The sequence below is a fragment of the Sphingomonas sp. BK580 genome, from assembly GCF_014194975.1.
In the GTDB taxonomy this organism is placed as follows: Bacteria; Pseudomonadota; Alphaproteobacteria; order Sphingomonadales; family Sphingomonadaceae; genus Sphingomonas.
This window is the reverse complement of the sequence record NZ_JACIAY010000002.1, coordinates 375,429-401,448: the sequence shown is the minus strand read 5'-3', so window position 1 is coordinate 401,448 and position 26,020 is coordinate 375,429. Positions and strand designations below refer to the sequence as shown.

Below are 26,020 nucleotides of genomic sequence, written 5' to 3'. Positions count from 1 at the left end.
TGATCCAGCGCCATCGTCGCAACAATTGCTAGAATTGCGCATCCATTTTGCCGCCGCAACGGCAACTGCAGTCCCCATCGGTCAGTTATCTTCCAGGCGCGTCCGGTCGTCGCTGCACTTCAATCCGCCGCGGCGCTTTCCCGCGACGAGCTGACCGCGTCGAATGGTCAAAACCCTCACGGGCTCAAGAAGTCACGCGGCGAACATGTCGCGATGCCGGTGCGGAACCAGCGGGAACCGACGCGGCGATGAACGTGCGACTTCACGATCGGAGCCGGTCGCTGCGTCCGTAATCCGATCGAGTTCTAACGAGCGTCTCATGCAGCTGTTGTGGCGATATCTAGGGTACTTGCGCGAACGTTCTATGAAAATCATCGTCAGCACGAGGATTGATGTCGATCCCATAGCTGCAACCGGCACCACGGCCCCGTCCGGTCGCATTTCTCGTCGTGCTTCGCCGACAAGACCACTCGAGGCCTGTGTCATCTGCGCTGCCGTCAGCCAGGGCAGGTGAACGCCGGCAGAGGCAGGCCCTGCCGGCGTTCACCTGCCACACCCGGCCGCAAAGGCGGCCAGGCGAACGGCCGTCGCAGGCCGGCGCATGTGCGCGCCGGTGGACGGAGCGATCCCAACGTCAGAAGCGGAGCCGCGCACCGGCGTTGACCCGGCGATAGTTGAGGCTGCGGTCGATGAAGCGCGTTGCCACCCCGCCGTAGATCAGGCTGTCGGCGTCGCCCAGGTTCGTGACGTCGGCGAACAGCTGGAACGACGGATCGAGATCGTAGCGCAGCGCCACGTCGACCTGACCGTAGGCGGCATGGACCTGATCGACTCCGGGACCGTTCCAGTCGCATGCCATCGTCCAGCGCGAGCGCCAATTGTACGAGGCGCGCAGCTCGAGCCGGCCATCGTCGTAGAAGCCGCTCGCATTGTACGAGTCGGGTGAGATGCCGGTGAAGCCGCACGCGCCGGCGTCGCCGAGTGTCCTGGCGGTGACACGCGTGTAATTGGCGCTCGCACCCAGGCCGGAGAGCCAGCCGAAGCGATCGTCGAGCGTATATTGCGCCGCCACCTCGATGCCGTCGACGCGCCCGCGCGCGCGATTGACGGTCTGGGTGACGAACACGCGCTCGGGCGCGAGCGGCAGCGTCGCCTGGATCGTGCGCGACTGGAACAGGTCGGCGAGATCCTTGCGGAACCCCGCCACCGCGACGTAGCTCACCTTCGACACGTAATATTCGAGCGACAGGTCGTAGTTGGTCGCGAACTGGGGCTTGAGCGCCGGGTTGCCGAGCGCCAGCGTCAGCCAACCAGCCTGCCCGCCCCACGACTCGCCGTAGCGCAGGTCGTTGAGATCGGCGCGGCTCAGCGCTCGTCCGACCGCGCCACGCAGCAGCAGCTCTGGCGTGATCTCGAGAGTCAGATTGCCCGACGGCAGCACCGCCGCATAGCGCGCCGCCCGGGCCTGCGGACCCGCGGCCGAATAGGTGAACACGTAGGTGTTTCCGCCCTGCGGCAGCACGATCCCGGTGACGGTGGCGCCGTAACCGCGCGACTCCGTGTCGACACGGACGACGCGCGCGCCGACATTGCCCGACAGCACGCCCGTCGACAGCGTCGCGTCGGCATAGCCGGCGGCGACCCGCTCGCGCGTCGCGAAGCTGCCGCCCGGATCGTACACCAGCGCCAGCGGGCCGCCCGGCATCTTCGGGTCGGACTCGATCAGCGCGCAATCGCCGGTGCAGTTGGTCGTCCCGTCGGCGGCGCGCGTCGGCAGGTAGCTGCTGCTGTACTGGCCGCGCCGGTCGAGCTGCGCCGGCTGCGACAGCCACGCGATCAGCCGGCGCGGATCATAGCCGAAAAACTGGCGGCTCGGCGGCCGCACCGCGCCGCGCAGGAAGTCGTTCCCCAGGGTCATCGGCCGCAGCAGCGACGGGTCGACCGGGAAGGTCAGCGTGTCGTAGGGGTCGGAGCGCGAGCTGTAATTGTCCTGCCCCTTGGTGCGGTCCTGATAGTCCGCGCCGACGCTGATCGCGATCGGCGACCCGCTCGGGCGCCAGCGCGCGCTCAGCTGTCCCTCGGTGAGGCGATCGACGATCGTCTCGCCCCAGTTGCCCGAGTAGCCGAGCCGGATGCGCGCCGGATCGGTGAACACCGGGTCGCTCGTCGCGACCTGCGGGTTGCCGTCCCGGAAGGCATAGCGGACGTCGTTCGCGGCGGTGTTGCCGATCAGCACATAGGGGTCGAAGCGCTTGTCACCGGTGGCGCGGCCATGGGAGAGGTCGGCGGTGACGGTCAGGGCGTCGCTCGGCCGCCACACCGCGTTGGCACCGAGGTCATAGCTCTCGGCGAGCCGGTCGCGCGACCGGATCACCGAGAGATCCTGCGGCTGCGCCACCTTGCTCCCCGCGAGCGCGGCGGCGACCGCGGGCGCGCTCAGGAAGGCCTGGCCGGGATAGCGGCCCGCGGTGACGATGCCGTTCCGATCGACGGTCGGATCGATGATCGTGTTGCCGAACACGAGGTTGACGATCGAATCGCCGATCTTCTGGTCGAGCCGCGAATAGAAGCCGTCGGCGCTCAGCGTCAGTCGGTCGCCCGGCGCGACCTGGAGCGCGAGGCTGCCGAACGAGCGCCTGGTGCCGCCGTCATAGACACCGTAGCTCGCCTGCCGCGGGGCGTTGAGCTGCTCCGACGTGGTCACCGGTGCGGTCACGCTGCCGCGGACGACGTTGAAGGCGGCGGCGTCCCATTGGTTGATGCGGGCATAATCGCCCGACATGCGGAAGTCCGCGTAGGAACCGGACACCAGCACGCCCACGGTCTTGGCCGGATTGACCCAGGAATACAGGCCGCTGACATTCGGGCGGACGGTGTGGACGCGCTCCACGACCATGCCGCTGAGCGAGAGCGCGCCATAGCTCCTGCCGATCGTCAGCGGGCGCGGGGTGAGGATGTTGACGGTGGCGCCGATGCCGCCCTCGGTGAGGCTCGGCAGCATCGTCTTGTTGACGTCGATGCGCGAGATCATGTCGGCGGGCAGCACGTCGAAGTTGAAGCTGCGCCCGCGCCCGCCGCCGTCGGCCGACCAGGCGCCGGTGTCCGACGGCAGCGTGCGGCCGTCGAGCAGCACGTTGGTGAAGTCGGGCCCGAGCCCGCGCGCGGCGATCTGCTGCCCCAGGCCGAAGCCGCGCACCACCTGCACGCCGGGCACGCGCTGGAGCGACTCGGCGACGTTCACCTCGGGGAACTTGCCCGCGTCCTCGGCGGAGATGCTGTCGATCACGTTGGCGGCGCGCCGCTTGGCGGAGAGCGCCGAGGCGAGGCTGGCGCGGATGCCGGTGACGACGATCTCCTGCGCGCCCGTCTCGTCGCCCTGCGAGGAAGGTGAGACGTCCGCCGCCGAGGTGGTCGCCGGGGCGGCGGGCTGCTGCGCCGCGGCCGCGGGCGACAGCAGGGTCAGCGTCGAAACGCTCGCCAGAAGCGCGAGCCGCGGCATGATGGTCATGTCGTTTTCCCCCTCTCGATTGTGGTTGCCCGTCGCGCGTGGGCCGCGGCTCGCCGGGATCAGACGCGAAGCAGCGCCGCGCCGCCGCGCTGCGCGCCGTCGATCGCCTGGACCTCGACGAGCGCCGACGCCGTCCCCGCCGGCAGCGCGGCCGGGCCGTAGAAGCACCGGCCGTCGATGCGCCCGAGCCAGCGGCGCCCGCCGCCCCGCGAGTCGACGTGGAAGACGTCGAAGCGGCCGTCATCGTCCCAGCGCAGCCCCAGCCCGATCGCGCCGGTCGCGGCGTCGGTGACGCGGCGGTCGAGCCGCAGCCCGCGCGGCGCCGCGAGCGCCCGATCTTCCTGGCCGGTGATCGCGAGGCGGCCGACGCGCAGGTCGAGCGGGGTGGCGCCGCCCTCGCCGGGCTCGAACCCGAGGAGGATGCAGGCCACGCGGCGGCCGACGAAGCGGGCGAGTCCGAGCCGGCTGAGCGTCCAGCCGCCCTCGCCCGCGGCCGGCCGGCCGGGCGGCAGCGGCCGCCACTCCGGCTGGTCCGGCCGGTCGGCGAAGATCAGGCCGAGGCGAGTGCGCGCGCGGTCCGCCGCGCTGGCGAGCGTCACAACCTCGACCGCCGTCGCGCCCGCCACCGCGATGTCGCTCTTGAACAGATGGACCCGCGTCGCCGCGCCGGCGCCGAGCAGGCCGTGCACGCGCAGCGACGAGCCGCCGTCGTAGGCGGTCGCCTGATCGAGCCCGACCTCGAGCAGCCCCGGCGCCGCGGCAGCGCGATCGGTCAGCCCGTCGAACGGGGCGCGCCACCATTGCCAGGTCGGCAGCACGTCCTGGATGCCGAGGTTGAACCAGGCGGCGTCGGCGACGCGCCGGCCCTCGACGAAGAAGGCCCGCCCCTCGCCCTCGTTGAAGTGCGTGACGAATGGCGCCGCGCCGATCACCGAGCGCTCGGCGATGAAGTTGGCCACGCCGTAGGTGATCGGCAGATCGGCCTGGTCGGGGCGAAAGCGCGCCGGCGCGCCGTCGGTCGTCGCCCATTCGGACAGATGGTAGAAGGTGGTGCCGCCCCAGCTGAGCCGGCCGCTCTCATACACCGCCTGCTGCGCGGCGCTCGGCGCGTTGGACAGCGCCGGGTTCTGCGTCTGGCCGCTGTAGACCAGCCGCTCGACTGTGGCGACGTCGACGCCGTCGTCGAGGAAGGCCGCGCCGCGCCCCGCCTGGCGCGCGCGCCACAGGTTGAGGCAGCCGTCGTCGACCGAGTAGAGCTGGAGCCCGCCGCCGCGCGCGGTGCCCCCGTCCGGGCTGATCACGCGCGGCGCCGCGGCGCCGATGAAGCCCGGCCCGGGATAGAGCTGCAATCCGAAGAAGACGTGCTCGGGGGCACGGCGGTAAGCACTCGCCCCCGCGGCGAGCGTCGTCGGGTCGGCCGGCCAGCTGGAGCAGCAGCCGCCGGGTCCGTTGTAGCCGCTCCAGCCCTGGTCGACCATCACGGTGTCGGCGGCCGGCGCGCCGCTCGCGTCCGGCGCGAACAGGTCCCTGAGGTCGCCGTGTCCGTCGTAGTGCTGGAGGTGGAAGGGGGCGAGACGCGCCCGCCGCGCGGCCGCATGCATCGCCGCCATCAGCCCCGCGACCAGCGTCTTGGTCTGCGCGGCGCCGAGCTCATGATTGACGAAAAAGCCGTCGAAGCCGAAGTATCGCGCCAGCCCGACGAGCTTCTCCGCGACCTGCTCGGCCGGCACGACGCTGCCGTCGAACAGGCGCGCGTCAGGCTGCCAGATCGTGCCCAGGCAGAGCGCGCCGTTGCGATGCGCCGCGTCGGTCAGCGCCGGGTTGGGAACGATCCCGGTACCGCTCCACTGCACCACGATGTCGTGTACGCCGAGGCGGCGCGACACCTGCACGCCGCCGGCCGGCGTGGCCGCGTGCCGCACCGCCCGCCAGACGTCGGCGGCACCGGGCGCGATCGTCCGGTTGGTGGTGGCGAGCGTCGCGGCGCCCGCGCGCGGGTCGAGCCGCGGGTGCGCCTGGGTCGCGGCGAAGGGCGTGATCCGCGGCGCGAGCGGCACGGCCGAGCGGAAGTACACCGCATCGCGGTCGGTCGCCGGATCATAGGCCATCAGCCGCTCGAAGGCGTCCGCCGTGCCGCCGGGCAACAGCGGCAGGATCGGCGCCACCCCGGACGCGGCGTCGATGAGCACCGGACCGGCGCTCATCGATCTCACCCCTGTCCCACCCGCTTCCGCACGAGCGGCCGCGCTATCACCGCCGTCGCAGCCGGAGAGGAGCGCGGCGCTGCTCGCGCTGGCGAGGAGGGCCAGGCCAGCGACGACGACCTCGCGGCGCGCGACCGCCCGCGTGCCCCCGCCGCCGGGCACGTCGTCAGCGCCGCTCGAGCACGTGTCTCCCATCGCCCGTCATCCCCTCCGGCCGCCCCTCCACCGTTCGGCACCGCGCTGACGCGCTGCCGGGCAGGACGTGCTCGATCGAACTGAGCCTATGGTAGGAAGAGGCCGCACCGCTCGCGGCCATGCGTTCGGTTATTTTCGACCGATGCTGCGTACAGACGAGAGCAGGCGGTCGCGGACGTCCCTGAAGACAACTGACAAGGGGGAGCCGCTCGGTCTTATCATGACGGATGCGAGTTGCGCATGGGCGCGGCGCCGTCCGAGCGGACGATCCAGCGCGCCCGGGTCAGCGGCGACCTCGGCGCGGTGACGGGCAGCGAGCTGTTCTCCCCCCACGGCGCCCAGCGACCTCGGACGGATCTACGGCACCGCTCCCTGCGGCGGCGCTACGGCGACATCTGCCATCCCGTTCGGAGCCGCTGGCATCGGCTCGCGCCGCGCCGACGTCGTCCCGGCGGGGCCGGGACGAGCTCTCTGGTACGCCGGCGTGTCGGTCGCGAGCGAGAGGTGGCCCGATGTCAGGCTGTCGTGTCGGCGGCGCGGCGGCGCCGGCCGAGCCGCAACGTCGCGCCGACCAGGCCGAACCCCAGGATCAGCATCGCCCAGACCGAGGGCTCGGGCACCGCACTGGTCAGACCGAAGCGCTGGTCCATGTCGCGGAAGCCGGCGGCCTGTACCGCGCCGGTGACGTGGACGCCGTCGAAGGAGAAGAACCCTTTGCATCCGCTCGCCTGCGCGTTCGCCGCGACGCAGCTGGTGTCGGCGCGCAGCGGCGGCAGCCCGAACTGGTCGGGATGCTGCAGCACGCGCAGGTTGAAGTCGCTGAGGCTGTAGAAGTACAGGTCGGTGCCGGCGCTGACGCTCAGCCCGCTCAAGGCGGTGCGCAGGTAGCCGTTGGCCTCGACGGTCAGCGGATCGATCGCGTTCGGAAAATCGGTGAACAGGATGTTGCGCGCGCCGCGGTCGTTGAGCGCCTTGATCCCCGCGACATATTGGTTGGCCGCCGCCTCGAGGTAGCTGCTCACGTCGGGGTAGTTGCCGATCGCACCGACCTGGCCGAACACGCCCTCGGCGCCGAACACGTCGTTTCCGCCGAAGTTGAGGATGTACAGGCCGTTCGGATCGACCGGCTTGCCCGAGGCGGCGAAGGTGCTGAGCTGCGCGCCGAGGTCGGGGATGGCGTCGCCGGTATCGACCACGCGCGCGCCGCCGAACGCGTAGTTGCTGCCACCGGCGAGCGAGGGCTTGGTTGGCGCGCCGAAGAGCTTGAGGGAGATCAGGTCGGGATAGTCGAAGCCGTCGGTGAAGCGGTTCTGGAAATAGCCCTGGCTCGGGTCGGGGCGGGTGCCGCCGTTGGCGATATAGAGGTTCCCGGCATCGACCAGACTGTCACCAAACACCGTCACCGAAGTGAACTGCGCCGTGCTCCGGTCCGCACTCGCCGGCAGCGCCGCGAGCAGCCCCAGCGCGCCGAGCGCCAAGGTCCATTTCTTCATCGTAGGTCTCCCTAGTCGCCGACATGGCGCACCACGCGATGGACCGTGCCGCAGAAACGATGATCTGACTAGGGGTGGTTAACGCTATGTAAAGATTCTTTGCCGCCGGTCCGGTCGGATCAGTGACCGCTGGCCCCCGTGGCGCCGATGCCCGTCTCTGACCGGACTCGCTGCGCGACATAGCCGGCGCGGTCCACCGCCGCGCGTCCGCTGCGATCCAGCCGCGAGACGAGCCAGATCGTCGCGAACGCCGCGGGCATCGAGAAGAGCGCGGGCGAGCCGTACGGGAAGATCGCCGCGGCGTGCCCCAGCACCGCCACCCAGATCGCGGGCGACAGGATGGTCAGTCCGAGCGCGAGCGCCAGCCCGACCGCCCCGCCCGCGACCACGCCGCGCGTGGTGCAGCCACGCCACAGCAATGACAGCAGCAGGACCGGGAAGTTGGCCGAGGCCGCCATCGCGAACGCCAGGCTGACCATGAAGGCGACGTTCTGCTTCTCGAACAGGATGCCCAGCGCGATCGCGACCAGCGCGAGCACCACGACGGTCACGCGCGAGACGCGCAGCTCCGCCGCCTGGTCGGCGCGGCCGCGACGGAAGACGCTGGCGTAGAGGTCGTGGCTCACCGCCGAGGCGCCCGAGAGCGTCAGCCCGGCGACCACCGCGAGGATGGTCGCGAACGCCACCGCCGAGACGAAGCCGAGGAACAGGTCGCCCCCGATCGCGTGCGCGAGGTGCACCGCGGCCATGTTGCCGCCGCCGCGCAGCGCGCCCGCGGCGTCGAGGTAGCGCGGGTCGGTGCCGACCAGCACGATCGCGCCGAAGCCGATCACGAAGGTCAGCAGGTAGAAATAGCCGATCCACCCCGTCGCCCACAGCACCGAGGTGCGCGCCGCGCGCGCGTCGGGCACGGTGAAGAAGCGCATCAGGATGTGCGGCAGCCCGGCGGTGCCAAACATCAGCGCGAGCCCGAGCGAGATCGCCGAGACCGGGTCCTTGATGAAGCCGCCCGGCCCCATGATCGCGCGACCCGCGGCCAGCGCCTCGGGGGGCGTGGCGCCCTTGGCCGCGGCGGCGGCGGCCTTGGCCTGCACCGCGCGCGCGAACAGCGCCTCGGGCGAGCCGAACTGCCACAGCACCGCCGCCGCCATGAAGCTCGCCGCGCCGAGCAGCAGCACCGCCTTGACGATCTGCACCCAGGTGGTCGCGAGCATGCCGCCGAACAGCACGTACAGCGTCATCATCACGCCGACGATCGCCACCGCGTAAGGATAAGGTAGGCCGAACAGCAGCCGGATCAGCTGCCCCGCCCCGACCATCTGCGCGATCAGGTAGAACAGCACGACCAGCAGCGTCGACAGTGCCGCCAGCGTCCGCACCGGCGTCTGCGCGAAGCGGAACGAGGTCACGTCGGCGAAGGTGAAGCGGCCCAGGTTGCGCAGCCGCTCCGCCATCAGGAACAGCACGATCGGCCATCCGACCAGGAAGCCGATCGAGTAGATCAGCCCGTCATAGCCGTCGGCGAAGATCTGCGCCGAGATGCCGAGGAACGACGCCGCCGACATGAAGTCGCCCGCGATCGCCAGGCCGTTCTGGAAGCCGGTGATGCCGCCGCCGGCGGCGTAGAAGTCGGCGGCGGTGCGCGTCCGCCGCGCCGCCCAGCGCGTGATCGCGAGCGTCAGCAGCACGAAGCAGCCGAACATCGCCAGCGCGGGCCATCCGGTGCCGCCGCCCGCGCCGGTCACCGCCGCGCCTCGGCGACGATCGCGGCGAGCTCGGCGTCGAACTCGCGGTTGGCGCGGTACACGTAGATGCCGGTCAGCGCGATCGCGAGCAGGATCACGCCCAGCCCGAGCGGGATGCCCAGCGAGGTCGCCCCGCCCGCCAGCGACCGCGCGAGCAGCGGCTTGTCGAAGGCGACCAGCAGCACGAAGCCGAGATAGGCGACGAGCATCACCGCGGTCAGCGCCAGCCCGAGCCGCCCGCGGCGCCGCACCAGCCGCCGGTAGCGCGGGTCCTCCGCCAGCCGCTCGAGCGCGGCCTCGCCCTGCTTCATCCTCGCCTCTCCCCTTCGCCAGCGGATCATAGAGGCTCGCGACGGTTTGGCGAGCGGTGATCGCGTGTCGCCGTGTCCGGCGGGACCGCCCCGCGTCGACGGACGTTGGGGCGTCATTACCCGGTCGTCACGGAGCCGTCGCATGCCCTTCCCTGCCCCCTATGTCGCTGATCCCGCACGCTATGATGGCCGCATGCCGTACCGCCGCGTCGGCCGCAGCGGGCTGCGCCTGCCCGCGATCAGCCTCGGCCTGTGGCAGAATTTCGGCGGGAGCGACGTGTTCGAGACCGGCCGCGCGATCCTGCGCCGCGCCTTCGACCGCGGCGTCACCCACTTCGACCTCGCCAACAATTATGGCCCGCCCTACGGCTCGGCCGAGGAGGCGTTCGGGCGCGTGCTCGCGACCGACTTCGCGGCACATCGCGACGAGCTCATCGTCTCGACCAAGGCGGGCTGGGACATGTGGCCCGGGCCGTACGGCGACGTGGGCTCGTCGCGGAAATATCTCATCGCCAGCTGCGACCAGAGCCTGCGCCGCATGGGGCTCGACTATGTCGATATCTTCTACTCCCACCGGGTGGACCCGAACACGCCGCTGGAGGAGACGATGGGGGCGCTGGTGCAGCTGCACCGTCAGGGCAAGGCGCTGTACGTCGGGATCTCCTCCTATGAGCCCGGCCTGACCGCGCGCGCCGCGGCGATCCTGGCCGACGAGAAGGTGCCGCTGTTCATCCACCAGCCGAGCTACTCGATCCTCAACCGCTGGATCGAGCGCGGGCTGCTCGATACGCTGGAGTCGCTCGGCACCGGCTGCATCGCCTTCTCGCCGCTGGCGCAGGGCATGCTGACCGACAAGTATCTCGACGGCGTGCCCGAGGGCGCGCGCGCCGCGCGCGGCGGCTCGCTCGGCCATTCGCTGCTGAGCGAGCAGAACCTCGCCGCGATCCGCGACCTGAACGCGATCGCCGCGGCGCGCGGGCAGACGCTGGCGCAGATGGCGATCGCCTGGGTGCTGCGCGACCCGCGCGTCAGCTCGGCGCTGATCGGCGCGCGCACGGTCGAGCAGCTCGACGACTCGCTCGACGCGGTGAAGCGGCTCGACTTTGCCGCGGACGAGCTGGCGCGGATCGACTCGCTCGCGCGCGACGGCGGCATCAACCTGTGGGCGGAATCGTCCGACATCGTCGAGCTCCCCGCGGCGCAGGGCGTGCCCGCCTGAGCGTAGCGACTCGTGAAGGCACGCGCGGCGGCGCTTGAACGCTCGCGCGGCGACACGACATCGCCGCCCGCTCATCCGAGAAGCGAAGCATGAAGGACCCGACATGAAGGCCATGACGATCGGCGCCCCGCCTACCCTCGACACCCTCGGCTTCACCGAGCGCGCCGACCCGGGCGCGCCCGGCCGCGGCGAGATCCGCGTGGCGTTGCACGGCAGCTCGCTCAACTACCACGACCTCGGCGTGGTCTGCGGGCGCATGCCGGCGGGCGACCGCGTGATCGCGCTGGCCGACGGCGGGGGCACGGTCGAGGCGATCGGCGAGGGCGTCACCGAGTTCCAGGTCGGCGACGCGGTCGTCTCCTGCTTCTTCCCCGACTGGCAGGACGGCGAGCCGACGGTCGGCGACTTCCGCCGCACGCCCGGCGACGGCATCGACGGCCACGCCACCGCGGCCGTCGTCCGCCCCGCCACCGCCTTCACGCGCGCGCCCAGGGGCTATGACGCGGTCGAGGCGGCGGCGATCACCACCGCGGGGCTCACCGCCTGGCGCGCGCTGGTCGGCGACGGCGCGCTCAAGGCGGGCGACACGGTGCTGTTGCTCGGCACCGGCGGCGTCGCGATCTGGGGGCTGCAGATCGCCAAGGCGATGGGCGCGACCGCGATCGTCACCTCCTCCGCGGGCGAGAAGCTGGAGCGCGCGCGCGACCTCGGCGCCGACCATGTCGTCAACTATCGCGAGGTCCAGGACTGGGGCCGCGCGGTGCGTGACTGGAGCGGCGGCGGGGTCGATCACGTGCTCGAGCTCGGCGGTGCCGGCACGCTGACCCAGTCGATCGAGGCGGTGCGGGTCGGCGGTCAGATCGCGCTCATCGGCACCGTCGCCGGGGTGACTGGCGACGTGCCGACCGCGGCGCTGATGGGCAAGCAGGCGCGGTTGCAGGGGCTGATCGTCGGCTCGCGCCGCCAACAGCAGGCGTTCGTGCGCGCGATCGAGGCGACCGGCATCCGTCCGGTGATCGACCGTCGCTTCCCGCTCGAGCGGCTGCCCGACGCCTTCCGCTTCCAGCAGTCGGCCGGCCATTTCGGCAAGATCGGCGTCGAGTGGTGATCGTGCACCACTTGAAAGGCGAGCGAAAACAACCATCTCCGCGTCATCGTCAACAACGGGAAGGAGGTGATCGAATGTCTCATTGTCACAAGCCGGTATCGGCACAGGGCGCAGGCATGATCGCTTCTGCGGGGCACGCCGCCGCCTGACACACTGCCGGCCCCGGCCGACAATGGAGAGGCCGTCCCGCGAGGGGCGGCCTCTCGCTTATGCGAGCGCCCGATGGACGACCTCTTCGACCTGCCGCTGCTCACCGGCCTGTGCAGCGTCGCCGACTTCGTCGAGGCCGACGAGGAGCGCGGCCTGATTGAGCGGATCGACTCGCTCGCGCTCGCGCCCTTCCGCTTCCAGGGCTGGCTCGGCAAGCGGCTGACGCACAGCTTCGGCATCCACTATGATTTCGACCGCGCCGCGCTGGCGCGCACCGACCCGCCGCCGCCGTGGCTCGCGACGGTGCGCGACCGCGCCGAGACGGCACTCGGGCTCGCGGCGGGCACGCTCGAGCAGGCGCTGCTGATCCGCTACGATCCCGGCGCGGGGATCGGCTGGCATCGCGACCGGCCGCACTTCGACCACGTCGTCGGCGTCTCGCTCGGCGCGCCCGCGGCGATGCGATTCCGTCGCCGCAGGGGCGAGCGGTTCGAGCGCCGCACCGCACCGCTGCCGCCGCGCGGGCTCTACCATCTCAATGGCGAGGCGCGCTACGACTGGGAGCACAGCATCGCCGCGATGGCGGCGACGCGCTGGTCGATCACGCTGCGCAGCCTGTCGGAGCGCGGGCGCGCCGCCGTGGGCGACTGAGCCGCATATCGAGCGGGCTCAGGGCCGCGCGAAGGTGCGCGCCAGGCCGTGGTACAGCTTCTCGCGACACACCAGGCTGCTCGCCCCGTCCGCGAGGAAGGCGGCGGCGAACATCGGCAGCATCAGCCCGCGGCTCGCGGTCGTCTCGGAGAGGATGATCACCGCGGTCAGCGGCGCGCGCACCACGCCGGCGAAATAGCCGACCATGCCGAGGATCACGATCGCCGAGGCGGGCGTGTCCGGGAACAGCGGGCGCAGCAGGTTGCCCAGCCCGGCGCCCACCGCGAGCGACGGCGCGAAGATGCCGCCGGGCAGCCCGGCCACCGCGGTCGCCAGCGTGGCCAGGAACTTGGCCGGGCCGAACCACAGAGGTGCGTCGACGCCGACGATCATCGCGCGCGCCGCCTGATAGCCGGTGCCCCAGGTCAGCCCGGTCGTCACGCCCAGCCCACCGACCACCACGCCGCAGAGCGCCGCGAAGGCGACCGGGCGCTGCTTCGACCAGGCGGTCAGCCGGCCGCGACCCGTGGCGAGCGCCAGCATCAGCCGCGCGAACAGCCCCCCGCTCAGCCCACCCGCGATCCCGGCGACCGGCACCGCGAGCAGCGCCGGGCCGAGCGCCAGATGCGCGCCGATCACGCCGAAATAGACGTAATCGCCCTGCACCGACTGGGCGACCATGCCCGCGATGACGATCGCCGCGATCACCAGCAGCGTCACCCGCTGCTCATAGGCGGAGGCGAGCTCCTCGATCGCGAACAGCAGCCCGGCGAGCGGCGTGTTGAACGCCGCCGCCACGCCCGCCGCGCCGCCCGCGATCAGCACCGCGCCGCGCAGCGGCACGCGGAGCAGCCGGTGGCTCAGCCCCATCACCGCCGCGGCGATCTGCACGGTCGGCCCCTCGCGCCCGGTCGAGGCGCCGCCGAGCAGCGCGGCGAGCGTCAGCAGCGTCTTGCCCGCCACGGTGCGGATCGACACCAGCGAGCCGGTGGCGCGCTCCGGATCCTGCTGCGCCACGATCACCTGCGGGATCCCCGACCCGCGCGCGAGCGGCACCCAGCGCCGGGTCACCCATACCAGGGCGGCGAAGAGCAGCGGCGTGGTGAGCAGCGGCGCGTAGCGGTAGCGCCGCGCATAGTCCGCGAAAAGTTCGCCCGTGGCGTCGGCGGCGAGCGCGAACAAGGTGGCGGCGACTCCGATCGCGACCGCGCCGGTGAGGATCGCCAGCCGCGTGCGGAATCGCACCGAGCGTGGCCCCTGCGCACGGAGCAGCGCGCGGTAACGGCGGGCGGTCCACCGGCGCTGGCCGGCGGCGGAGGAGCGCGGTTCGGTCACGCCCCGCTCCTAATACGCCGCGCCGAAAAGGCCAGCGCCGGCCGCGACGCGCGCGTTACGGCCTGTTAAGCCTAGTGCGCGATAAGCGGATCATCGTGCGAGGCAGGTGGACGTGACGTGGAGCAACTGAGCGCAGGCGGCGACGACGTGTGGCTGGAGGCGGCGTCGTGGAGCGACAACCGCCGCGAGCTGCGCCTGCCGACCGCGCTCGAGGGCAGCCTGCGCCTTTTCCTGGGCGAGAGCGAGCCGGTCCAGGTGGTCGACGTCTCCAATCGTGGCTGCCGGCTGCGCGGTGTCGCGCTCAAGGCGGCGCAACGCGTGTGGCTGCGCATCGGCGGGCTCGAGACCCTGGTCGGCACGGTGGCGTGGTGCGACGACGGCGAGGCGGGCATCCGCTTCGAGCAGCGCCTGCCGCACGCGGTGATCGCGCTGCTGTCGGGCGACACGCCGCGCGACGACGGCTTCGAGGACATCTGAGATGAGCGCGCCGCTCGGCAGCGACTCGGTCGGGCGCGAGCATCAGCCGCGCGCCGAGCGCCATCGCGTGATGCTGGGGGCGCTGATCGAGCGCTTCGGTCAGGGCGGCGCGACTCGCCATCGCGTCCGCGACCTCTCGACCACGGGCGTGCGGGTCGATCAGGCGGAGCGGCTGCAGCGCGGCGCGACCGTGCTGGTGACGGTGGGGTCGCTCGCCGCGGTGGGCGCGACGGTGGTCTGGGTCGAGCAGGGCGCCGCCGGGCTCCGCTTCGCCCAGCCGATCAATCCCGACGACGCGCGCGCCAAGACCTTCGTCGCCCGGCCGAGCGCGCCGACCCGCCCGCGCGAGGAACCGCTCGGCAACGCCGGCTGGCTCGGCCATATCCGCGGCGCCTACGACCGCTGAGGCACGGGCAATCGGTGAAGGGGCGCTCCCGCGGACGCAGGAGCTCAGTCTCGTACCATCATGAGGTCGCGGACCACGGCCCGGCTGGGCAGCAGCGCGACTCAGCTGATCGTCGTCACGGCCGGCGGCGGCAGGACCAGACCAACGCGGCCAGGCTGCCGATCACCGCGGCCATCGCGGTGATCAGCGGAGCGTCGAGCAGGATCATCGGGCATCTCCTTCCACGCGCTCAGCCATAGCGCGGGCCGGCGATGTAGGACAGAACATATTGAGAACATTACGCTTGCGCTAGGGTGAGCGGCGCGATCGCGTTGGTCTCGCGCCGGCGTTCCGGCGGACGGCCCGCGGCTCGAACGCCGCACTCCCGGTCACCCCGGACCCGTTCCGTGATCGACCGGCGCGAGCGCGCGGCCCAGCGTCGCTCTCGCGGAGATCTGAGGACGGACGCAGCGCATCGTCGTCGCGAGAGACGACCCGGGCGACGCGTCATCGACGGCTCGACGCGATCCATGGCGCCGCGCAGGACGCCGACGTTGCTCTCGCAGAAGAAGGGAGTCCGGCCGCGACCGCTACGGCCGAGGGCCGCGACGCATGTCGCCGGGGGAGCCGACACCCTCTCGCTGGGCGAGGCGGCTCGCGCCTGGTGCGACGCTATGCTCCCTCGGTGCGCTCCTCGGCCATGCGATGCTGTCCGCGCGCGCGCGCGGCGCTGCGGATGAGATGCTCACTCATCTGCATCGCGACCTCGGCGCTGACCTCGAACGAGCGGCCGCAGCTCGACTCGATGACCACCACGCCGTCGCGCGCGGCGACCAGCGGCACGCTGGTGCAGACTCTGGCGCTCACCCTCACTCTCCGGTTCGTCGCGGCGCGCGGCGCCGCCCGCAGCGCACCCGCGTGCGCCATCGAAGTGTCACAAACCGGCCGGGCGTCGCACCGTTCCACGACGCGTCGCGCGCCCGTCACTGGTCGTCGCTGCCGCCCTGCACGATGAAGTCGGTGAAATAGGCGGCGTCGACGTGACCGACGTAGCCGTCGGCGGCGAGCTGGCGGTTGACCGCGCCCGTGATCGTGCCGAGCAGCTGCTGCTTGCCCGCGTCCGTCATATCGGCCGCCTCGCTGGCGTCGCCGAAGGCGAGGATCATCGCCGAGCGCAGCGCCGGATCGTCGCGCCGCAGCGCGTCGAGCACCTTCGGGTCGCGCGTGCTCACCGACACGCCCGCCTGCAGCACCGCGTCGGTGTCCTTGACGTTGACCGTCAGCGGCGGGTCGAAGGCGTAGAACTGCACCGGCAGGACCGCCGGGGCGATTGTCGCCGAGTCCGCGCGCACGTCCGACTCGACGGCGGCGGCGACGCCGTCGCGCGACAGCACCACGCCGCCGGCCGCGCCCAGCCCGATTACCAGCACCGCCGCCACCGGCACCAGCGCCAGCCTGATCCCTCGCTTCATCCCGCGTCCACCCGCTGCCTCGGCGCGCATCGTAGCGCGAGGTGATTACCGTCGCGCTAAGCGACGCCCGCGCCTGCAACCGCGGGGCGGGCCGACTCGTTACGCGTGCGATGAGGCTCAAGGTCGCCAGCTACAACATCCGCAAGGCGATCGGCACCGACCGGCGCCGCAACCCCGAGCGGATCCTCCAGGTCCTGCGCGAGATCGACGCCGACGTGGTGGCGCTGCAGGAGGCCGACCGCCGCTTCGGCCAGCGCGCCGCGGTGCTCACCCCGCACCTGCTCGAGGAGCACAGCGACTGGCGCTCGGTCGGGCTCGGCATGCGCGCGACCAGCATGGGCTGGCACGGCAACGCGCTGCTGGTGCGCAAGACGGCGACGATCCTCGACTGCCAGCAGCTCCACCTGCCCGCGCTCGAGCCGCGCGGCGCGGTCAGCGTCGATGTCGCGGTCGGGGGCGAGGCGGTGCGCGTGATCGGCATGCACCTCGATCTCTCGGGCCTGTGGCGGCGGCGGCAGGCGGCGGCGATCCTCCAGCACGCGGCGCACCGTGCCCCTGGTCCGGCGACGGTGATGATGGGCGATCTCAACGAGTGGAGCCGCGCCTCGGGCTGCCTCAGCGACTTCGCGCGCGACTTCCACTTCGCCGAGACCGGGCCGAGCTTCCACGCCCGCCGCCCGATCGCGCGGCTCGACCGAATCATGGTGTCGCGTGCCCTGCGCGTGACCGCCTGCGGCGTCCACCAGTCGCCCGCGGCGCGGGTCGCCTCGGACCACCTGCCGATCTGGGCCGAGATCGTCGCCGCATGAGCCAGGCCGCGGTGCGCGAGAAGGAGCTGCGGCTCGCGCTCGTCTGCTACGGCGGGATCAGCCTGGCGGTCTACATGCACGGCATCGTCAAGGAGGTGTGGCATCTCGCCCGCGCCAGCCGGGCCGCGCGCGACGACGCGCCCTGCGACGGTGCCAGCGCGCGCGTCTATCGCGCTTTGCTCGACGAGATCGAGGAGAGCGCGGGCTGGCGCGTGCGCGTGCTGCCCGACATCGTCGCGGGCGCGAGCGCGGGCGGGATCAACGGCGTGTTCCTGGCGCAGGCGATCGCGAGCGGCCAGTCGCTCGACCCGCTCACCGACCTGTGGCTCGACGGCGCCGACGTCGAGCGGCTGATCGACGCCGACGCCGCGCCCGCCTCGCGCTTCTCCAAGGTCTGGGCACTGCCGCTCGCCTGGATGGCGGCGGGGCGCAGCGCCGACCAGCTCGAGACGCTCGACGAGGCGACCCGCGACGAGGTGCGCGCCAAGCTCTCGCATTTCGTGCGCTCGCGCTGGTTCGAGCCGCCCTTCTCGGGCGAGGGCTTCACCGCGATGCTGCTCGACGCGTTCGAGGCGATGGCGGCGGCGCCGCGCGGGCCGCGGCTGCTGCCGCCGGGCCAGCCGCTCGACCTGTTCGTCACCGTCACCGACTTCGGCGGCCACCCAGAGCGGCTCCAGCTCCACTCGCCGCCTGAGGTGATGGAGACCGAGCACCGGCTGGTGCTGCCGTTCAGCGACCACGGCGTCGCGCTCGACACGCTCGCCGCCGTCCCCGAGCTCGCCTTCGCCGCGCGCGCCACCTCGAGCTTCCCCGGCGCCTTCCCGCCTTTCACGGTGGCCGAGCTGGACCGCGTGCTGCGCGCGCGGCGGCGGCGCTGGCCGGGGCGACGCGATTTCCTCGAGCGCGTGCTGCCGCGCCACGCCGCCGCGCGCGCCGCCGAGCGCGCGGTGCTGATCGACGGCTCGGTGCTCGCCAACGCCCCGTTCCGCCCCGCGATCGACGCGCTGCGCGAGCGCCCGGCGAGGCGCGAGATCGACCGCCGCTTCGTCTACGTCGACCCCTCGCCCGGCCACAAGCTGACGCTCGGCGCGGGGAGCGCCGGGCCGCCCGGCTTCTTCCAGACGATCCTCGGCGCGATCAGCGAGCTGCCGCGCCAGCAGCCGATCCGCGACAATCTCGAGGCGCTGGCCGAGCGCTCGCGCCGGATCGAGCGGATGCGCGCGATCACCGAGGCGATCCGGCCGCAAGTTGACGCCGCGATCGAGGGCTTGTTCGGGCGCACCTTCTTCCTCGACCGCCCCACCCCGGCGCGGCTGGTGGCATGGCGCCGCCGCGCGCAGGAGGCCGCGGCCGAGCGCGCCGGCTTCAGCTATGTCGGCTACGGCCAGCTCAAGGCGGCGGGGGTGGTCGAGTTCGTCGCCGCCTTGCTCCACGCCGTCGGCGGCGCGCCCGGCGCGCAGCGGTGGAGCCGCACGCGCCAGCGGCTCGACGCCGCGCTCGCCGCGCGCGGGCTCGGCGCCGACGCGGTCTATGCCGGCGGCGCCAGCGAGGCGATGGTCGCCTTCCTGCGCACCTTCGACCTCAACTTCCGCGTGCGCCGGCTGCGGCTGCTCGCGCGGCGTCTGGGCGAGTTGGAGCATGAGGCGAGCGCCGCGGCGCTTCAGCCGCTGCGCGACGCGATCTACGACTCGCTCACCGACTATCTCGCCGCCAAGCGCACCGACACGCACGCGGCACTGCGGCGCGAGGTGCGCGCGCTGCGCGACGACGCCGCGCCGCTGCTCGACGCCTTCGGCGCCTCGCTCGACCTCACCGCGCGCGACGCCGCCACCGACGCGCGCATGGCCGCGGCGCTGGCCGCGGTGCCGCGCGAGGTGCGGCGGCCGATGCTGCTCAACTATCTCGGCTTCCCCTTCGTCGACGTGGCGACGCTGCCGCTGCTCCAGGGCGAGGGGCTCGACGAGTTCGATCCGATCAAGGTCGACCGCGTCTCGCCCGACGACGCCCGCTCGATCCGCTCCGGTGGCGCGGCGGCGACGCTGAAAGGCATCCAGTTCAACAGCTTCGGCGCCTTCTTCAGCCGTGCCTATCGCGAGAACGACTATCTCTGGGGGCGACTGCACGGCGCCGAGCGGATGATCGACATCACCGTCTCCACGCTGCCCCCGGCGACGCGGCTGCGCCTGGGGCGTGTCGCCGCGATCAAGCGCGCCGCCTTCCGCGCCATCCTCGACGAGGAGGAGGCGCGACTGACGCACGCGCCCGGGCTGGTGGCGGCGCTGCGGCGCGAGCTGGGGTGACGGGCGGGGACGCGGCGACGTGCCCTCCCTGCCCCGGATGGTTGCTCGCGCTGTCGTCCTCACCGCTCTCTCTCGTCATCCCCGCGACGGCGGAGATCCAGACGCGCAGAGGTGGCGGCAAGAAGGGAGGCGTCAGCGTGTACAGATCCCCGCCCGGCCGGGGGTGACGAAGGGGAGCCGGGAACGACGAACGTTCGAGGAAGCGCTTCACCGAAGCGTCGATGCCGTTGTGAGGGTACTCACACCGTCCCCTCCCCGTTCCGGGCCGCGCTCGTCCCATTCCGTGCCGCCGCGGCGCGCCACCGCGCACTGGTAAATTCGGGACGCGCCGCCTAGCGTGCCGCGATGCAGTTCCTGAAGCTCCTGTTCTGGTGCCTGATGGCGTTCCTCGCCGCGGTGTTCACCTTCGGCAACTGGACCAACGTCTCGATCCAGCTGTTCGGCGGCCTCGTGGCGGAGGTGAACCTGCCGCTGCTGCTGCTCACCACCTTCCTGCTCGGCTTCGTGCCGACGCTCGTCTACCAGCACTGGCTGCGCTTCCGCCTGCGCCAGCGGCTCACCGCCGCGGAGCGGTCGCTCGAGACCGAGCGAGCGCTCGCCGCCGCGCGCGCGGGTGAGCCGGCCGCGCCGGGCACCGCGGTCCCGGTCACGCCGCCGCCCCCCGCCGCGATCCCCACCGCCGTGCCGCCGGGAGTCGCGTGATGAGCAGCCGCGTCTATGTCGCGCTCGACACGCCCGATCTCGCCCGCGCGCAGGCGCTCGCCGGCAAGGTCCGCCACCATGTCGGCGGGATCAAGCTCGGGCTCGAGTTCTTCTGCGCCAACGGCCCCGCCGGGGTGCGCGCGCTCGAGGAGGTCGGCCTTCCCGTCTTCCTCGACCTCAAGCTCCACGACATCCCCAACACCGTCGCCAAGGCGGTGCAGTCGCTCGCGCCGCTCGCGCCCGCGGTGCTGACCGTCCACGCCGCCGGCGGCCGCGCGATGCTGGAGGACGCCAAGGCGGCGGCGCACCCCGACACCAAGGTGGTCGCGGTGACGATGCTGACCAGCCTGGACGAGCGCGACCTCGCCGACACCGGCGTGGCGGGCAGCGCGCACGACCACGTGCTGCGGCTCGCCGAGCTGGCGCGCGCCGCCGGACTCGACGGGATCGTCTGCTCGGGCGCCGAGGTGCGCGCGGCCAGGGCGGCGTGGTGGGACGGCTTCTTCGTGGTGCCCGGCGTACGCCCCGCGGACGGCGCGGCCGGCGACCAGAAGCGGGTCGTGACGCCGCGCCGGGCCGCCGACGACGGCGCCTCGATCCTGGTGATCGGCCGCCCGATCACCCAGGCCGAGGACCCCGACGCCGCCGCGCGCGCGATCGCCGCGACGCTGTAGGACTGCGACCGCGGCGCCACGACCCGCCGCTGCCTTGGCGCGAGACCTGCCCTCGCCCACGCCTGCCGTCGTCCCGGGCTTGGTCCGGGACCCACCGTGCCGCACCTCCTGCAGGCGTAACGCTCGCGGAAGAGCCGATCCCGGAGCAAGTCCGGGATGACGGTTGAGGACGTTGGGGACGACGGATGCGGACGTCCGGGACGACCCCGGAGGCGGGCGCCGCCGCCACGCGAAGCTCGCCGGCGGTGACCCGGCCGTCTTGTTGCCCGCCACCACGTGGCAATCCCGTCCGGCCGGCCCTATGTCGCCGCCTCCATCGCTCGAGTCCTTCATGCCCATCACCGCCAAGATCTGCGGCCTCTCCGCGCCCGACACGCTCGACGCCGCGCTCGCCGGCGGCGCGAGCCATGTCGGATTCGTCTTCTTCCCGCCCTCGCCGCGCCACCTCGCCTTCGACCAGGCCGCCGCGCTCGCGGCGCGGACCGGCGACCGCGCGCGGCGCGTCGGCGTCTTCGTCGATCCGGCGGAGTCGCTCGTGGCGGAGGCGGTCGCCGCGGCGCGGCTGGACGCGATCCAGCTCCACAAGGTGACGCCCGCGCGCGCCGCCGCGCTGCGCCGGACCGCGGCCGTGGAGACCTGGGTGGCGCTCGCGGTGAAGACCGCCGCCGACCTCGCCGGAGCCCCCGCCTACGCCGGCGCCGCCGACCGGCTGCTCTACGACGCCAAGACCCCCGACGACGCCGCCCTGCCCGGCGGCATGGGCGTGCGTTTCGATTGGCGGCTGCTCGACGGCGCGCGCCACCCGCTCCCCTGGGCGCTGTCGGGCGGGCTCGATGCGGGCAACGTCGCCGCGGCGGCGGCGCGCACCGGCGCTCGGCTGGTCGACGTCTCCTCCGGCGTGGAGCGCGCCCCCGGCGCCAAGGACGTGGACAAGATCACCGCCTTCCTGCAACGGGTCGCCCAGCTATGACCGACACGCTCTCCCCCGCTCTCGATCCCGCGGCGCGCGCCAACAGCCTGCGCCAGCAGCCCGACACGCGCGGCCATTTCGGCGATTACGGCGGCCGCTACGTCGCCGAAACGCTGATGCCGCTGATCCTCGAGCTCGACCGCGCCTACCGCTCGGCGCGGCAGGACCCGGCGTTCAAGGCGCAGTTCGACGACCTGCTCGAACATTATGTCGGCCGGCCCTCGCCGCTCTATTATGCCGAGCGGCTGACTGAGACGCTGCGCCAGAGCGCCGATCACGGCATGGGCGCGCAGGTGTGGTTCAAGCGCGACGAGCTCAACCACACCGGCGCGCACAAGATCAACAACTGCATCGGCCAGATCCTGCTCGCGATCCGCATGGGCAAGACGCGGATCATCGCCGAGACCGGCGCGGGCCAGCACGGCGTCGCCACCGCCACGGTGTGCGCGCGCTTCGGCCTGCCCTGCGTGATCTACATGGGCGCCAAGGACGTCGAGCGGCAGCAGCCCAACGTGTTCCGCATGAAGCTGCTCGGCGCCGAGGTGCGCGCGGTGGAGAGCGGCGCGCGCACGCTCAAGGACGCGATGAACGAGGCGCTGCGCGACTGGGTCGCCAACGTCCACGACACCTTCTACATCATCGGCACCGCCGCCGGCCCGCACCCCTACCCCGAGCTGGTGCGCGACTTCCAGAGCGTGATCGGGCGCGAGGCGCGCGCGCAATTGCTCGACCGCACCGGTCGCCTGCCCGACCTGCTGGTCGCCGCGATCGGCGGCGGGTCGAACGCGATCGGCCTGTTCCACCCCTTCCTCGACGATGACGTCGCGATGCTCGGCGTCGAGGCCGCGGGCGAGGGGCTGGAGGCGAAGCATGCCGCCAGCCTCGCGGGCGGCTTCCCCGGCGTGCTCCACGGCAACAAGACCTATCTGCTCCAGGACGAGGACGGGCAGATCGCCGAGGCGCACTCGATCTCGGCCGGGCTCGACTATCCCGGCATCGGCCCCGAGCACGCCTGGCTCAAGGACATCGGCCGGGTCGAGTATACCGCGGTGACCGACCAGGAGGCGCTCGACGCGTTCCAGCTGCTGTGCCGCACCGAGGGCATCATCCCCGCGCTCGAGCCGTCGCACGCGATCGCCGCGGTGGCGCAGCGCGCCAAGCAGATGCCGGCCGACCGCATCATCCTCGCCAACCTGTGCGGGCGCGGCGACAAGGACATCTTCACCGTCGCCGCGGCGCTGGGAGTGAGCATGTGACGCGGCTGTCCGACGCCTTCGCCAAGGGCCGGGCCGCGCTCGTGTGCTTCGTCACCGCGGGCGACCCCGACGCGGCCGCGACGCCGGCGATCCTCGACGCTTTGGTCGCTGGCGGCGCCGACGTGATCGAGCTCGGCATGCCCTTCACCGACCCGATGGCGGACGGCCCCGCGATCCAGGCGGCCAACATCCGCTCGCTCGCCGCGGGTACGCGCACCGCCGACATCCTGCGGATCGCGACCGATTTCCGCGCGCGCCACCCGCAGGTGCCCCTGGTGCTGATGGGCTATGCCAACCCGATGCTGCGGCGCGGCCCCGAGTGGTTCGCCGCCGCGGCGCGCGACGTGGGCGTGGACGGCGTGATCTGCGTCGACGTCCCCGCCGAAGAGGACGAGGCGCTCGGCCCGGCGCTGCGCGACGCCGGCGTGGCGATGATCCGGCTCGCCACGCCGACCACCGTCGGAGAGCGCATCGGCGAGGTGCTCGCGGGCGCGGACGGCTTCCTCTACTACGTCTCGGTCGCGGGCATCACCGGCAAGCAGCAGGCGGTGCAGGCGTCGATCGAGGAGGCGGTGGCGCGGCTCAAGGCGGCGACCGCCCTGCCCGTCGCGGTCGGCTTCGGCGTGCGCACCCCCGAGCAGGCGGGCGCGATCGCGCGCGTCGCCGACGGCGTGGTGGTCGGCTCGGCGATCGTCGAGCTGGTCGCGCAGCACGGCGCGGCCGCGGCGGCGCCTGTCACCGCCTATGTCCAATCGCTCGCGGCGGCCGTGGCGGCCACCGCGGAGGCAAGAGAGATGACCGCATGAGCTGGCTCAGCAACGTCCGCAACGCGATCGGCGGCTTCGTGCCCGGCGCCAAGACCCAGGCGGCCGACACGCTCTGGCACAAGTGCAAGGGCTGCGGCACGATGGTGTTCAACAAGGAGCTGGAGGAGAACCAGTTCGTCTGCCCGAACTGCGACCACCACGAGCGCATCGGGCCGAGAGAGCGCTTCGCCTACCTGCTCGACGACGGCAGCGCCGAGGTGCTGGCGCCGCCGCGCGCCGCCGAGGACCCGCTCAAGTTCCGCGACTCGAAGCGCTACGCCGACCGGCTCAAGGCGGCGCGCGCGAGCACCGGCGAGCAGGACGCCTTCGTCAACGCGCGCGGCACGATCCACGGCCAGCGCGTCGTGATCGGGGTGCAGGACTTCGCCTTCATGGGCGGCTCGATGGGCCAGGCGGTCGGCGAGGCGTTCGTCCAGGGCGTCGAGGCCGCGATCAAGGACCGCGCGCCCTTCATCGTCTTCACCGCCAGCGGCGGCGCGCGCATGCAGGAGGGTATCCTCAGCCTGATGCAGATGCCGCGCAGCACGGTGGCGATCCAGCTGCTCCACGACGCCGGCCTGCCCTATATCGTCGTGCTGACCGATCCGACCTCGGGCGGCGTGATGGCGGCCTATGCGATGCTGGGCGACGTGCAGATCGCCGAGCCCAAGGCGACGCTCGCCTTCACCGGCCGCCGCGTGATCGAGAACACGATCCGCGAGAAGCTGCCCGAGGACTTCCAGACCAGCGAATATTATCTGGAGCACGGGCTGATCGACATGGTGGTCCACCGCCGCGAGCTGCGCGACCGGCTCGCCACCGTGATCGGCTACCTCTGCGGCGAGCGCCGCGCCGCCTGAGGCGACGCGTCCCCGCCCGATGGCCGACCACGCCGTCTCCGCCGACCCGCGCGTCCAGGCGCAGCTCGACCGGCTGTGGGCGCTCTCGCCCGGCGCCGACATGCTCGGGCTGGAGCGGATCACGCGACTGCTCGAACGACTGGGCGACCCGCAGCGCGGCCTGCCGCCGGTGTTCCACGTCGCCGGCACCAACGGCAAGGGGTCGACCTGCGCGTATCTGCGCGCCGCGCTGGAGGCGGCGGGGCACCGCGTCCACGCCTACACCAGCCCGCACCTCGTCCGCTTCAACGAGCGCATCCGCCTCGCCGGCCGGCTGATCGCGGACGAGGCGCTCGCCGCGCTGCTGGCGGAGGTGCTCGACGTCGCGGGCGACCTGCGCGCGAGCTTCTTCGAGGTGACCACCGCCGCCGCCTTCCTCGCCTTCGCGCGCACGCCCGCGGACGCCTGCGTGATCGAGGTCGGCCTGGGAGGCCGGCTCGACGCCACCAACGTGCTCGCCGCGCCGCTCGTCTGCGGGATCGCCGCGCTGGGGATCGACCACCAGGCCTTCCTCGGCGACACGCTCGCGCAGATCGCGGCGGAGAAAGCCGGGATCGCCAAGCCGGGCGCGCCGCTGGTGACGATGCGCTACCCGCCGGAGGCGGCCGAGCCCGTGGCGCGCGCCGCCGCGGCGGCGGGGGCGCCACTGCTGGCAGAGGGCGAGGCGTGGCAGCATCGCGTGACCGCGACCGGCGTCGCGCTCAGCGACCGCCGCGGCACCGTCACCCTCCCCCTGCCGTCGCTGCCCGGCGCGCACCAGGCGCACAATCTCGCGCTCGCCGCGACGATGCTGCGCGCGCAGGACCGGCTCGCGCTCGACGAGGCCGCGCTGGCCGCGGCGGCACGCCAGGCGCGCTGGCCCGCGCGGCTGCAGCGCCTCGCCACCGGGCCGCTCACCGCGCCGCTCGGCGCGACCCCGGTGTGGCTCGACGGCGGCCACAATGAGTCGGCCGGCCGCGCGCTCGGTGCCGCGATCGACCGGGTCGCCGGCGCGGGCGCGGCGCGCTCGCTCGCGCTGGTGATCGGCATGCTGGCCAACAAGGACCCGCGCGGCCTGCTCGCGCCGATCGCGCACCGCGTCGGGCTGCTCGTCGCCCTGCCTGTGCCCGGCCACGCGCACCATGATCCGGCCGATCTCGCCGCCCTCGCGCGCGAGCTGGGTGTGCCCGCCACCGCGACCGCGAGCTCGCTCGGCGCGGCGATCGCCGAGGTGACGCAGTTCGAACCCGGCGCGCTGCTCGTGCTCGGCTCCCTCTATCTCGCCGGCGAGGTGTTGACGGCGAACGACGAGCTGCCCGACTAACCACCAAGTTTGCGATTGACTATCAATAGCGCGTGAACGACCCTGCGG

The 26,020-nt window shown here is 72.7% G+C and carries 22 protein-coding genes; 14 read left to right on the top strand and 8 right to left on the bottom strand.

From position 1 onward, the window contains the following. Positions 1–634 precede the first annotated feature (634 nt). The 5 genes from FHY05_RS05125 to FHY05_RS05105 all read right to left on the bottom strand — a co-directional run bounded on the left by FHY05_RS05125 (position 635) and on the right by FHY05_RS05105 (position 9,456). Entirely contained in the window at positions 635–3,508 is a 2,874-nt protein-coding gene (locus FHY05_RS05125) for a TonB-dependent receptor (RefSeq protein WP_183943303.1), read from the bottom strand. A gap of 59 nt (positions 3,509–3,567) precedes the next feature. Then, entirely contained in the window at positions 3,568–5,712 is a 2,145-nt protein-coding gene (locus tag FHY05_RS05120) for an endo-beta-N-acetylglucosaminidase (protein WP_183943302.1), read from the bottom strand. 710 nt (positions 5,713–6,422) lie between these two features. After that, on the bottom strand, positions 6,423–7,400 hold the full coding sequence (locus FHY05_RS22405; RefSeq protein WP_183943301.1) for an SGNH/GDSL hydrolase family protein: 978 nt from the start codon (positions 7,398–7,400) through the stop codon (positions 6,423–6,425). Between the two features lie 119 nt (positions 7,401–7,519). Further along, on the bottom strand, positions 7,520–9,145 hold the full coding sequence (locus FHY05_RS05110) for a cation acetate symporter (RefSeq protein ID WP_311732374.1): 1,626 nt from the start codon (positions 9,143–9,145) through the stop codon (positions 7,520–7,522). After that, positions 9,142–9,456 (bottom strand): DUF485 domain-containing protein, encoded by a 315-nt coding sequence (locus FHY05_RS05105; RefSeq protein ID WP_183943300.1) that lies wholly within the window; start codon positions 9,454–9,456, stop codon positions 9,142–9,144. The genes FHY05_RS05110 and FHY05_RS05105 overlap by 4 nt, the downstream gene beginning before the upstream one ends. 142 nt (positions 9,457–9,598) lie before the next feature. On the opposite strand from FHY05_RS05105, the gene mgrA reads away from it, so the two are divergent. From mgrA to FHY05_RS05090, 3 genes are all read left to right on the top strand, one after another. Further along, positions 9,599–10,675, top strand: a complete 1,077-nt coding sequence (mgrA, locus tag FHY05_RS05100) for an L-glyceraldehyde 3-phosphate reductase (protein ID WP_183943299.1) — start codon at positions 9,599–9,601, stop codon at positions 10,673–10,675. A 103-nt stretch (positions 10,676–10,778) separates the two neighbouring features. Beyond that, complete coding sequence (locus tag FHY05_RS05095) at positions 10,779–11,783, top strand: NAD(P)-dependent alcohol dehydrogenase (RefSeq protein ID WP_183943298.1); 1,005 nt, start codon at positions 10,779–10,781, stop codon at positions 11,781–11,783. A gap of 222 nt (positions 11,784–12,005) precedes the next feature. Beyond that, positions 12,006–12,584 carry an alpha-ketoglutarate-dependent dioxygenase AlkB gene (locus FHY05_RS05090; protein WP_183943297.1) on the top strand — a complete coding sequence of 193 codons (579 nt, stop codon included), beginning with the start codon at positions 12,006–12,008 and terminating at the stop codon, positions 12,582–12,584. 18 nt (positions 12,585–12,602) lie between these two features. Here FHY05_RS05090 and FHY05_RS05085 read toward each other — a convergent pair whose 3' ends face one another. Continuing rightward, positions 12,603–13,919 (bottom strand): chloride channel protein, encoded by a 1,317-nt coding sequence (locus FHY05_RS05085; RefSeq protein WP_183943296.1) that lies wholly within the window; start codon positions 13,917–13,919, stop codon positions 12,603–12,605. Positions 13,920–14,036: 117 nt separating this feature from the next. On the opposite strand from FHY05_RS05085, the gene FHY05_RS05080 reads away from it, so the two are divergent. Both FHY05_RS05080 and FHY05_RS05075 read left to right on the top strand, forming a co-directional pair. After that, positions 14,037–14,396, top strand: a complete 360-nt coding sequence (locus FHY05_RS05080; protein ID WP_183943295.1) for a PilZ domain-containing protein — start codon at positions 14,037–14,039, stop codon at positions 14,394–14,396. Position 14,397: 1 nt separating this feature from the next. Next, on the top strand, positions 14,398–14,802 hold the full coding sequence (locus FHY05_RS05075) for a PilZ domain-containing protein (protein WP_183943294.1): 405 nt from the start codon (positions 14,398–14,400) through the stop codon (positions 14,800–14,802). A gap of 651 nt (positions 14,803–15,453) precedes the next feature. Here FHY05_RS05075 and FHY05_RS05070 read toward each other — a convergent pair. Both FHY05_RS05070 and fliL read right to left on the bottom strand, forming a co-directional pair. After that, positions 15,454–15,648, bottom strand: a complete 195-nt coding sequence (locus FHY05_RS05070; RefSeq protein WP_183943293.1) for a hypothetical protein — start codon at positions 15,646–15,648, stop codon at positions 15,454–15,456. 116 nt (positions 15,649–15,764) lie between these two features. Then, a complete protein-coding gene (gene fliL, locus FHY05_RS05065; RefSeq protein WP_183943292.1) occupies positions 15,765–16,253 on the bottom strand; it encodes a flagellar basal body-associated protein FliL in 489 nt (162 codons plus the stop codon). Between the two features lie 110 nt (positions 16,254–16,363). Here fliL and FHY05_RS05060 point away from each other — a divergent pair, with 110 nt between their 5' ends. The 9 genes from FHY05_RS05060 (at position 16,364) to FHY05_RS05020 (ending at position 25,972) form a co-directional block, all read left to right on the top strand. Continuing rightward, positions 16,364–17,062, top strand: a complete 699-nt coding sequence (locus tag FHY05_RS05060) for an endonuclease/exonuclease/phosphatase family protein (RefSeq protein WP_183943291.1) — start codon at positions 16,364–16,366, stop codon at positions 17,060–17,062. Beyond that, entirely contained in the window at positions 17,059–19,362 is a 2,304-nt protein-coding gene (locus FHY05_RS05055) for a patatin-like protein (RefSeq protein WP_221191008.1), read from the top strand. Before FHY05_RS05060 ends, FHY05_RS05055 begins: the two co-directional genes overlap by 4 nt. Positions 19,363–19,707: 345 nt before the next feature. Continuing rightward, positions 19,708–20,064 carry a lipopolysaccharide assembly protein LapA domain-containing protein gene (locus tag FHY05_RS05050; RefSeq protein ID WP_183943290.1) on the top strand — a complete coding sequence of 119 codons (357 nt, stop codon included), beginning with the start codon at positions 19,708–19,710 and terminating at the stop codon, positions 20,062–20,064. Beyond that, complete coding sequence (gene pyrF / locus FHY05_RS05045; protein ID WP_183943289.1) at positions 20,064–20,738, top strand: orotidine-5'-phosphate decarboxylase; 675 nt, start codon at positions 20,064–20,066, stop codon at positions 20,736–20,738. The genes FHY05_RS05050 and pyrF overlap by 1 nt, the downstream gene beginning before the upstream one ends. Positions 20,739–21,069: 331 nt before the next feature. Next, complete coding sequence (locus FHY05_RS05040; RefSeq protein ID WP_183943288.1) at positions 21,070–21,708, top strand: phosphoribosylanthranilate isomerase; 639 nt, start codon at positions 21,070–21,072, stop codon at positions 21,706–21,708. Next, positions 21,705–22,964, top strand: a complete 1,260-nt coding sequence (gene trpB, locus FHY05_RS05035; RefSeq protein WP_183943287.1) for a tryptophan synthase subunit beta — start codon at positions 21,705–21,707, stop codon at positions 22,962–22,964. The genes FHY05_RS05040 and trpB overlap by 4 nt, the downstream gene beginning before the upstream one ends. Then, positions 22,961–23,770 (top strand): tryptophan synthase subunit alpha, encoded by an 810-nt coding sequence (gene trpA / locus FHY05_RS05030; RefSeq protein WP_183943286.1) that lies wholly within the window; start codon positions 22,961–22,963, stop codon positions 23,768–23,770. Before trpB ends, trpA begins: the two co-directional genes overlap by 4 nt. Next, complete coding sequence (accD, locus tag FHY05_RS05025; protein WP_183943285.1) at positions 23,767–24,630, top strand: acetyl-CoA carboxylase, carboxyltransferase subunit beta; 864 nt, start codon at positions 23,767–23,769, stop codon at positions 24,628–24,630. Before trpA ends, accD begins: the two co-directional genes overlap by 4 nt. Positions 24,631–24,649: 19 nt before the next feature. Beyond that, positions 24,650–25,972, top strand: a complete 1,323-nt coding sequence (locus tag FHY05_RS05020) for a folylpolyglutamate synthase/dihydrofolate synthase family protein (protein WP_183943284.1) — start codon at positions 24,650–24,652, stop codon at positions 25,970–25,972. Positions 25,973–26,020 lie beyond the last annotated feature (48 nt).

What these genes read in the sequence shown, in the direction of transcription:
- FHY05_RS05125 (WP_183943303.1), bottom strand. Translation starts at nt 3,508, where the DNA reads ATGACCATCATGCCGCGGCTCGCGCTTCTGGCGAGCGTTTCGACGCTG.
- FHY05_RS05120 (WP_183943302.1), bottom strand. Translation starts at nt 5,712, where the DNA reads ATGAGCGCCGGTCCGGTGCTCATCGACGCCGCGTCCGGGGTGGCGCCG.
- FHY05_RS22405 (WP_183943301.1), bottom strand. Translation starts at nt 7,400, where the DNA reads ATGAAGAAATGGACCTTGGCGCTCGGCGCGCTGGGGCTGCTCGCGGCG.
- FHY05_RS05105 (WP_183943300.1), bottom strand. Translation starts at nt 9,456, where the DNA reads ATGAAGCAGGGCGAGGCCGCGCTCGAGCGGCTGGCGGAGGACCCGCGC.
- mgrA (WP_183943299.1), top strand. Translation starts at nt 9,599, where the DNA reads ATGCCCTTCCCTGCCCCCTATGTCGCTGATCCCGCACGCTATGATGGC.
- FHY05_RS05095 (WP_183943298.1), top strand. Translation starts at nt 10,779, where the DNA reads ATGAAGGCCATGACGATCGGCGCCCCGCCTACCCTCGACACCCTCGGC.
- FHY05_RS05090 (WP_183943297.1), top strand. Translation starts at nt 12,006, where the DNA reads ATGGACGACCTCTTCGACCTGCCGCTGCTCACCGGCCTGTGCAGCGTC.
- FHY05_RS05075 (WP_183943294.1), top strand. Translation starts at nt 14,398, where the DNA reads ATGAGCGCGCCGCTCGGCAGCGACTCGGTCGGGCGCGAGCATCAGCCG.
- fliL (WP_183943292.1), bottom strand. Translation starts at nt 16,253, where the DNA reads ATGAAGCGAGGGATCAGGCTGGCGCTGGTGCCGGTGGCGGCGGTGCTG.
- FHY05_RS05060 (WP_183943291.1), top strand. Translation starts at nt 16,364, where the DNA reads ATGAGGCTCAAGGTCGCCAGCTACAACATCCGCAAGGCGATCGGCACC.
- FHY05_RS05055 (WP_221191008.1), top strand. Translation starts at nt 17,059, where the DNA reads ATGAGCCAGGCCGCGGTGCGCGAGAAGGAGCTGCGGCTCGCGCTCGTC.
- FHY05_RS05050 (WP_183943290.1), top strand. Translation starts at nt 19,708, where the DNA reads ATGCAGTTCCTGAAGCTCCTGTTCTGGTGCCTGATGGCGTTCCTCGCC.
- pyrF (WP_183943289.1), top strand. Translation starts at nt 20,064, where the DNA reads ATGAGCAGCCGCGTCTATGTCGCGCTCGACACGCCCGATCTCGCCCGC.
- FHY05_RS05040 (WP_183943288.1), top strand. Translation starts at nt 21,070, where the DNA reads ATGCCCATCACCGCCAAGATCTGCGGCCTCTCCGCGCCCGACACGCTC.
- trpB (WP_183943287.1), top strand. Translation starts at nt 21,705, where the DNA reads ATGACCGACACGCTCTCCCCCGCTCTCGATCCCGCGGCGCGCGCCAAC.
- accD (WP_183943285.1), top strand. Translation starts at nt 23,767, where the DNA reads ATGAGCTGGCTCAGCAACGTCCGCAACGCGATCGGCGGCTTCGTGCCC.
- FHY05_RS05020 (WP_183943284.1), top strand. Translation starts at nt 24,650, where the DNA reads ATGGCCGACCACGCCGTCTCCGCCGACCCGCGCGTCCAGGCGCAGCTC.